Below are 3,867 nucleotides of genomic sequence, written 5' to 3' on the forward strand. Positions count from 1 at the left end.
ATCCCGAGTCGGCGTTCGACACGCCGGGACTGCGGCGGGCCTGGGAGATGACCGAGGACCTCGAGATCTATCTCACGAGCTGTCAGGTCGGCATCTCCGCGACGAGCATCGCGGTCGGGATCGTCGCGGAGCCGGCACTGGCGACGCTGATCGAGCCGGTCTTCGAGAACACGCTCCTGGCGTCGATAGGCGCCGGCGGGATCGTCGGCTTCCTGATCATCAACCTGCTCCACCTGACGCACGGCGAGCAGACGCCGACGTACCTCGGCGTCGAGCGGACGCGGTTCGTCGCCCGCTACGGCGCGACCCCGCTCTACTGGTTCGCGAAGCTCATCTCGCCGATGATCTCGATCGGCGACGGCGTCGCCAAGTGGACGCTCGGGCTCTTCGGGATCGAGATGACGGGCGCGTGGCTCGAGGCGGAGTCCGACCGGATCGAGTCGCGCGCGGACCTCAGACATCGGCTCGGCTCCGTCCTCGACCGCGGGGATCTCCCCGAGGAGCGTAAGACGGAGATCCTCAACGCGCTCACCGTCGGGGAGCGTCCCGTGAGCGAGGTGATGACCCCCCTCGAGGAGGTCGTGTTCCTCTCGACGACCGCGTCGATAGAGGAGAACCTCGACCGGATCGGCGGCAGCCCGCACACCCGGTTCCCGCTGATCGGCGACGACCCGGCGGCGTTCCGAGGGATCGTCTACGTGCCCGCGGTCGTCGACCGGATCGACGCCCTGCGGGAGGGGAGGACGACCCTCGAGGCGGTCGCCGCGGATCCGATGACGATCCGCGAGGACACGCCGATAAGCGAGGTCGTCGACCGGTTCCAGGCGGAACGCCAGGAACTCGCGCTCGTGCGCGGCGGCGGTGACGGGGCGGACGGAGGCGACGGAACGGGCGAGCGCGTGATCGGGCTGGTGACCGCCACCGACGCCCTCGAGGCGGTGATGGGCGAGATCGAGGACCCGCTCGATGTCGAGCTGGGGGAACGAACGGACGGCGGCTCGAACGCGTGAGCCTCAAGACGGCGACCCTGACCGACGCGTGAACACGCCGAGCGCGAACGCGAGGACCCGCAATCGGGGAGCGCCGCGATCCGGGACGCGATGGTGTCCGCCTCCGATCGTGTCCGCTCCGTCGTCGGAAGCCCCGACTGCGCCACGGACCGATATCGACGAGACGCCGGAACTGAGTCTCGGGCTCGACTGAGCTACCGGCTCTCTCTGCTCGGCCTTGTTCAGGGAGTCAGCTGGTGTAACAGATACAGTACATGTTGCCGTTATCTGGTGAACGTTTTGGGTGTCATTTTATTCCATCAACTCGGTTGGAGAGATAGCACCGTTCTCCAGTAGTTCACCATCGAACGCGACCAGCGTGGCGTCGATATCCTCGGCGAGAGCGAGAAGAACGCAGTCGAGTGTGTACAGTAACGTATCTTGCTGGAGACTATACGCCGAAATCTGGTCGCTGATTTCCGGCGCGTAGATATCGACGCCTCCGTAGATATCCGCCAGTACCTCTTCGACTCGTTCCTGTTCTACACGCTTCTTTTTCGTCAACACCGACCGAATTTCCATAAGATTGAGAATCAACGTACAAAAGTCGTGATTCTCGTTCAGCAGTTCAGTCGCTACATCACCGCGACCCGGTCCGTCGGTGATGCTAGCGATGAAAACGTTCGTATCGACGAATGCTTTCATCGACGTTCTCGCGCTTCGCGTACCGCCTCCACGGAGTCGATGTCGACATCAGCCAGTCGTCTCGACAGACGGTCGCCGAGTTTAACTGCCGACTTGTCGTCCTCGTCCGTCGGCTTCGACCAATCCGGCGGCGTTGCGTAACTTCCCATATGGCCGGATAGAGGTGGTAACAATAAATCAATTTGGCCGGTCGCGCTCTCTGACCGATTCGATAGCGAGGCGAATGTCCGTGAGGGTGGTGTCCTACCGGCTCTCTCTCTGCTCGGCCTTGTTCAACTCGATCAGCAGCCTGAAGATCGCCTTCACGAGGTTCACGTCGACGTCGAACTGCTCGGCGTTCTCGCCGGCGCGGTCCATCACGCGGGCCTCCTGTGACTCGTCGGTGGTCGGGAGGTCCCGCTTCGCTTTCACCTGCGCGACCGTGTCTGCGACGTACGTCCGGCGGGCGATCAGTTCGACGATCTCTTGGTCGATGTCCTCGATCTCCCGGCGGAGTTCGTCGAGGCTCATCTCTTCGGGGTCGGATGTATCAGTGCTCATGGTGGATCACCGGCGTACGCGCCGTCGTTCCGCGTCGTCGTCCGTCGAAGGGTTCCGGGTCGGTCGGCCCACACCGCCGCGAGCGCGTCGAGGTCGGCGTCGGGGTCGGCCGCGTCCGCGACGGCGACGACGCTCGGGCCGGTCCCCGAGAGCGACACCCCCGACGCGCGGGGCATCGCCTCGACGGCGGGGTCGGTGTCGAAGCCGAGCGCGGCCGAGAAGGCGAGCCCGTTGACGGTCATCGCCTCCGCGTACCGCCCGTCGTCGGCGAGGTCGGCGACGAGGTCGGCCATCGACGAGACGGCCCCGCAGCGCTCGACGTCGGCGTCGGCGCTGTAGGCCCGCTCGGGCGGGGTCCAGACGAGGACGTCCCAGTCGACCGGGTCGCGGGCGCGGAGGCGGTCCTCGCCGTTGTCGGTGAGACAGACGCCGCCCAGCATCGAGGCGGTCGCGTCGTCGAACGCGCCGGTGACGGTGACGCCGGCCTCGCGGGCCGCGCGCACGCCCAGGCGGCACGCCTCGAGCCGGGTCACGTCGACGGTCGACTCGGGGCTCGCCGACCCGGCGGTCGTCGGGTCCCCGGCCGCGTCGCCCACGGTCAGCCCGAGCGCGTCGCAGGTCGCGAGGACGGTCGCGTTGGCGGCCGCGCTGGAGCTCTTGAGCCCCGCCGCCAGCGGCACGTCGCTGTCGGTCCGGACGGTGCCGCCCTCGCCGTCGCCCCACCGATCGGTCGCGAGCGCGACGCAGCGCTCGATGAGCGCCGTGTCGCCGTCGGGGTCCTCCGCGATGGTCCCCTCGACGGCGTCGTCGTCGGGGTCGAGCTCGACGGTCGCGCGGGTCTCGACGTCGAGCCCGAAGGCCGCACCGGTTCCCGTCGCCAGGGCGTTCAACACGGTTCCCGCGCCGAGCGCGGCCGCCCGTCCCTCCATACACGCACTCCCGACGAGGGCCCCCAAAGGGTTAGCGGTCGCGGCGAGGCTGTCGAGGGCGGGTCACTCCCCGGCGCGAGCGCGGTCCTTTTCACGTCGGCGACCGGAGCGACCGACATGTCCGCATCCGCACCCGGCGATGTCCCGCCGACCTCGATCGGCGTCGACCTCCGCGAGGAGGGGATCGTCGTCGAGTACCTCGACGGCCGAACCACGCTGTACCGCGGCGTCCCCGACTCCGTGGCGGGGACGGTCACCGCGGGACCGGGCAAGGAGACCCACGTGCTCGTCACCGACCCGACCGAGACGGAGGGCGTGATGACGTACGTGAACGACTACAACACCGGCGAGGAGATCCTCCGCGACTCGGGCGTCGGCCGCGTCGTGGTCGAGTCCGGCGAGACCGACGAGGTGTTCCCCGGCGTGATCGTCGGCCGCGACGGGCAGTGCAACCGGGTGACCGCCGACCCGGAGGTCGCGGGCGGTCGCGTGTTCGTCTTCGTCGAGGACGGCTGGACCGAGGAGAGCTACGAGATCGTCTCCGGCCCCGAGGCGGGGCTCGACGCCCACCGCTGACGATGAGCCTCGCGAAACCCTGGCGCGAGCTCGACCGCTCGACCGTCGGGCGTGCCCCGAACCGGTACGGGCTCTACGAGCTCGGCGACGACGAGGGGGAGACCGTGGGGTTCGGGGCACGCCCGACG

General features: G+C 68.1%; 6 protein-coding genes. 3 read left to right on the forward strand and 3 right to left on the reverse strand.

Features of this window, described 5'->3' with window-relative positions; translation table 11 throughout:
• On the forward strand, window positions 1-1,010 hold a 1,010-nt coding region (locus tag DJ70_RS02665; protein WP_143420907.1), incomplete at its 5' end, for a CNNM domain-containing protein.
• A 291-nt stretch (window positions 1,011-1,301) separates the two neighbouring features.
• On the opposite strand, the gene DJ70_RS02670 is transcribed toward DJ70_RS02665, so the two are convergent.
• The 3 genes from DJ70_RS02670 to DJ70_RS02680 all read right to left on the reverse strand — a co-directional run bounded on the left by DJ70_RS02670 (window position 1,302) and on the right by DJ70_RS02680 (window position 3,163).
• A complete protein-coding gene (locus DJ70_RS02670) occupies window positions 1,302-1,694 on the reverse strand; it encodes a type II toxin-antitoxin system VapC family toxin (RefSeq protein WP_094529886.1) in 393 nt (130 codons plus the stop codon).
• Between the two features lie 243 nt (window positions 1,695-1,937).
• Entirely contained in the window at window positions 1,938-2,234 is a 297-nt protein-coding gene (locus DJ70_RS02675) for a chorismate mutase (protein WP_094529888.1), read from the reverse strand.
• Window positions 2,231-3,163 carry a shikimate kinase gene (locus DJ70_RS02680; protein ID WP_094529889.1) on the reverse strand — a complete coding sequence of 311 codons (933 nt, stop codon included), beginning with the start codon at window positions 3,161-3,163 and terminating at the stop codon, window positions 2,231-2,233. Before DJ70_RS02680 ends, DJ70_RS02675 begins: the two co-directional genes overlap by 4 nt.
• A 117-nt stretch (window positions 3,164-3,280) precedes the next feature.
• On the opposite strand from DJ70_RS02680, the gene DJ70_RS02685 reads away from it, so the two are divergent.
• Window positions 3,281-3,739, forward strand: coding sequence for a DUF5796 family protein (locus DJ70_RS02685; RefSeq protein WP_094529891.1), 459 nt, complete (start codon window positions 3,281-3,283; stop codon window positions 3,737-3,739).
• Between the two features lie 2 nt (window positions 3,740-3,741).
• Window positions 3,742-3,867, forward strand: a 126-nt coding sequence (locus tag DJ70_RS18095; protein WP_449272187.1) for a DUF7508 domain-containing protein, incomplete at its 3' end; no start/stop codon positions are given.

It is taken from the genome of Halorubrum halodurans (assembly GCF_002252985.1).
GTDB lineage: Archaea > Halobacteriota > Halobacteria > Halobacteriales > Haloferacaceae > Halorubrum > Halorubrum halodurans.